The sequence below is a fragment of the Legionella sp. km772 genome (assembly GCF_003989735.1).
Taxonomy (GTDB): Bacteria; Pseudomonadota; Gammaproteobacteria; order Legionellales; family Legionellaceae; genus Legionella.
This window is the reverse complement of the sequence record NZ_RZGQ01000223.1, coordinates 1-4,139: the sequence shown is the minus strand read 5'-3', so window position 1 is coordinate 4,139 and position 4,139 is coordinate 1. Positions and strand designations below refer to the sequence as shown.

The following is a 4,139-nucleotide window of genomic DNA, read 5'->3' as shown; positions in this document are numbered from 1 at the left end:
ATAAAAACTCATTTAAATCACTTTGCTATTAAGTACAAATTGATTCTTAGAGCGAACCAGATTGCTTGGCAGGAGCTTAAAAATATGGCAGCTTAAAATTGACCGTGCGTAACATGAGTCAGTAATCGTCTTTTACTTGCTTAAACTTCATATACCCCATAAAATCTTAGCTTTATAAATCGCTAGGAGCAGGCATGGGATGGAATGAACCGGAAAAAGGTAAGGATCCCTGGAAAGGTAAAGATCAACCACCAGATTTAGATGAAGCGTTTAAACGTATTCATGAAAAATTTAAGAAAACATTTTCTGGGGGTACGGGTAAATCGAATAATAGCAATTCTAATGGCGGTGCAAGTTTACTTGCTGGCTTAATTGCTGTAATTATTGTGGTGATTTGGGCGCTCTCCGGGATTTTTATCGTTGATCCTGCAGAACAAGCAGTTATTCTTCGGTTTGGGCATTATGTGGAAACGGTTGGTCCTGGCCCACATTGGATCCCACGCATTATTTCATCAAAAGTAGTCATGAATGTTGAACGCGTCATGGATCATTCCTATTCTGCGCAAATGCTCACACGTGATGAGAATCTCGTATCGGTATCGGTGGCAGTGCAATATCGGATTAGTGATTTAAAAGAGTACTTATTTAACGTAGCAAATCCAGAGGAGAGCCTGCAACAGGCTACTTCCAGTGCCTTAAGACAAGTCGTGGGTACAACTACTTTAGATCAAATTCTTACCGAGGGGCGTGAAGTCTGGGGTAATAATGTACAAGATACCTTAATAAAAACCTTGTCCTTATATAAAACGGGTATCGCTATCGTCAATGTTTCACCGCAACCTGCACGTGCGCCAGAAAGCGTTCAAGATGCTTTTGATGATGCAATTAAAGCGCAAGAAGACGAAAAACGTTTCAAAGAGCAAGCCTATGCTTATGCAGCAAAAGTAGTTCCTATTGCTGAGGGGAATGCCAGCCGAATAGAACAAGAAGCGCAAGCCTTTTCCCAACAAGTTGTTTTAAAAGCTAGGGGTGAGGTGGCCGAGTTTCTCGCTTTATTACCGCAATACGTAGCAGCTCCCGAGATTATATCGGAGCGAATGTATTTAGAAACCATGCAAAAAGTGTTCAACAAAAGCAGCAAAATTATTGTTGATGCTAAATCTGGGAATTTATTGTACTTACCTTTAGACAAATTAACTAATGCGCAGACGGATATGACAGTAAGTAATTCACCGATTAAAAAAAGTGAAGTTAGCAGCAATGAGAATGATGAAAATTTATTATTAGCCGGTCGTGATCTCACTAGACCGACTTATCAAGGAGATTAATTATGAGTTCAGTTAAAGCCATTATTAGTGTCCTAGCATTATTTATTCTAATCATTTTATTTACCTGCGTTTTTACAGTGAATGAGGGGCAGCAAGGCATTCTTTTACGCCTTGGTCGTTTAGTTAATAATGCCCAAGGTCAAGTTAAGGTCTTAAATCCGGGGCTGCATTTTAAAACGCCGTTTATAGAAAATGTACGCATTTTTGATACGCGGATTCAAACGATGGATATTAAGTCAACCCGAATAGTAACCAAAGAGAAAAAAGATGTGATGGTGGATTATTATGTTAAATGGCAAATTACCAATTTAGCGCAGTATTTTAAATCCACCAGCGGCAATCAGTTTAAAGCAGAAACTTTATTAGAGCAGCAGCTTAATACCTTATTAAGAGCTCAAATTGGTAAGCGAACCATTTCAGACGTTGTTTCTGGCGGCCGTGATGATGTGATGACTTTACTTCGTGATGCGGCGCAAAAACAGGCCAATATCTTAGGCATCAATGTAGTGGATGTACGTATTAAAGGAATTGAATTACCCGCTAATACAAGTAATGCAATTTATCAGCGTATGCGTGCAGATATGCAAAAAATAGCTACCCGTCATCGAGCAGATGGGCACGCCGCAGCAGAGCAAATCCAAGCTAAGGCCGATGCAGACGTTACGATATTACTTGCCAAAACAAGGAGTAAGGCGCAAGAAATTCGTGCTGTTGGACAGGCTGAAGCCGCCGCCATTTATACCAAAGCGTATAGCCAAAACCCAAGTTTTTTTGCTCTTTACCGTAGTCTGTTAGCCTATCAAGGGAGTTTTCATAGTAAAAAAGATATTTTAGTTTTAGATCAAAGCAGTGCGTTTTTTGATTATTTTAAGCAGGCGATGCCAAAAAATGATGGTGTCCAAAGTAAAAAGTAATTATAATTACCGATTTTGCTGAGACTAAGTCTCAGCTGCATTGGCATAGTAAGAGTAAATAAATGGGTAAAAATGTTGTTATTTTAGGCACACAATGGGGCGACGAAGGCAAAGGAAAAATCGTTGATTTGTTAACCCAAAAAGCAGAAGTCGTGGTTCGCTATCAAGGTGGGCATAACGCTGGGCATACTTTGAAAATTAACGGGGTGAAAACGGTCCTTCGTTTAATTCCTTCAGGAATGCTAAGACCTCATGTTACTTGTTATATTGCTAATGGCGTAGTGCTATCCCCCCAGGCTTTGCTCACTGAAATCCATGAGCTAGAAGCACGAGGGATTCAAGTCCGCGAGCGTTTACGCATTAGCCTTGCTTGCCCCCTTATTCTTCCTTATCACGTTGCTTTAGATAAAGCGCGTGAGGCGCACATGGGAAATGCGGCAATCGGTACTACTGGTCGAGGTATTGGTCCTGCCTATGAAGATAAAATAGCCCGACGCGCTTTAAAAGTGGGTGATTTATTCCATCCGGAGCGTTTCAAACAAAAGCTAACGGAACTACTAAGCTATCATAATTTTGTTTTAACCAACTATTTCAAACAGCCAGCCGTTGAATTACAGCCTATTTTAGATGAGGCCGAGCTATGGGCTAGAGAATTGAAGTCCATGGTTTACGATGTATCTGCTTGTTTACATGAGCATAAAGAAAAGGGTGACAATATCCTATTTGAAGGTGCTCAAGGTGTTTACTTAGACATCGATCATGGTACTTACCCTTTTGTTACTTCCTCTAATACCTGTGTCGGTTCAGTGGTTAATGGGGCTGGTTTTGGCCCAAGATATCTGGATTATATTCTGGGCATTACCAAGGCCTATACTACCCGTGTAGGTAGTGGTCCCTTCCCGACAGAGCTTTTTGATGAAATTGGCAAGACGATTGCTGAACGTGGGCAAGAGTTCGGTGCTGTAACTGGGAGACCACGACGTTGTGGTTGGTTTGATGCGGTCTTATTGAAACGTTCTATTGAGCTTAATAGCATCACTGGTCTTTGTATGACCAAATTAGACGTCTTAGATGGTCTGGAAACCCTTCGTATAGCGGTTGCTTATAAGGATCAAGACGGGAACATAATGCATCGTCCTCCTTTAGCTGCGGTGGACTTCGATGGTTTAGTGCCGGTTTATGAAGAAATGCCTGGTTGGAGTGAAAGCACGGCCGACGTGGTCGATATGGAAAAATTACCGGCTAATGCGCTAGCTTATTTAAAGCGTATTGAGCAGCTTTTAGGTGTTCCTATTCACATGCTTTCTACGGGCCCTGAACGTGACTCCACTATTATTCTACAAGATCCTTTTGCTTAACTAGTACTGATTAGTCTCTAAAACTTAAAGATTGAGTCCTCGGGACTCAATCTACCCCTCAAAATGATTTTCAGCCCAATATCTGGTGCTTTCTTCCTCTTAATCCTCTTTGCAGAGCAGTATGCTAAACTTATATTAGGGTGTTAGCTTTTAGGGTGACGCCATGAAAAAAATACCAATTTTTATCTTTCTATTAAGTTTTATTGTTTCCTTCTCTGTGCAAGGAACAGCAACAAATTTATTTGATCAACAGGTGCGCCTACAGATTTTTCTTTTAGAAAACAATTTTAGTCCTGGTAAAATTGATGGTCGCCAGGGTAAGTTTACTCGCCTTTTCCTAAATCTTTACAAAAAGGCACATCCTCTTGAATCCGAGCAAAGTTTTAACGCCGCTTTAGCACAAATAGAGCCACTGTATCTAAGTTACTCATGTTACGCACATAAACTTGTAGTTTGACTAAAAAGCATTAGAATTCCGCCCTTAATTTTAGGGAGGGAATTAAATGGATATGCTTGATCTTTATAGTGATTATTTGATT

At 40.5% G+C, this 4,139-nt stretch carries 4 protein-coding genes; all 4 read left to right on the top strand.

What is annotated here, in order from left to right:
* Positions 1 to 194: 194 nt before the first annotated feature.
* The gene (hflK, locus tag ELY15_RS14135) at positions 195 to 1,328 is read left to right on the top strand and encodes an FtsH protease activity modulator HflK (protein ID WP_127101141.1); all 1,134 of its coding nucleotides are present in this window, start codon (positions 195 to 197) and stop codon (positions 1,326 to 1,328) included.
* A gap of 2 nt (positions 1,329 to 1,330) precedes the next feature.
* Positions 1,331 to 2,242, top strand: a complete 912-nt coding sequence (gene hflC / locus ELY15_RS14130) for a protease modulator HflC (RefSeq protein ID WP_127101139.1) — start codon at positions 1,331 to 1,333, stop codon at positions 2,240 to 2,242.
* Between the two features lie 62 nt (positions 2,243 to 2,304).
* Complete coding sequence (locus tag ELY15_RS14125; protein ID WP_127101137.1) at positions 2,305 to 3,600, top strand: adenylosuccinate synthase; 1,296 nt, start codon at positions 2,305 to 2,307, stop codon at positions 3,598 to 3,600.
* A 163-nt stretch (positions 3,601 to 3,763) separates the two neighbouring features.
* On the top strand, positions 3,764 to 4,057 hold the full coding sequence (locus tag ELY15_RS14120) for a hypothetical protein (RefSeq protein WP_127101135.1): 294 nt from the start codon (positions 3,764 to 3,766) through the stop codon (positions 4,055 to 4,057).
* The last annotated feature ends 82 nt before the right edge of the window (positions 4,058 to 4,139 follow it).

Bases quoted from the DNA above. Each gene is read 5' to 3' on its own strand.
- hflK (WP_127101141.1), top strand. From the start codon at position 195: ATGGGATGGAATGAACCGGAAAAAGGTAAGGATCCCTGGAAAGGTAAA.
- ELY15_RS14125 (WP_127101137.1), top strand. From the start codon at position 2,305: ATGGGTAAAAATGTTGTTATTTTAGGCACACAATGGGGCGACGAAGGC.
- hflC (WP_127101139.1), top strand. From the start codon at position 1,331: ATGAGTTCAGTTAAAGCCATTATTAGTGTCCTAGCATTATTTATTCTA.
- ELY15_RS14120 (WP_127101135.1), top strand. From the start codon at position 3,764: ATGAAAAAAATACCAATTTTTATCTTTCTATTAAGTTTTATTGTTTCC.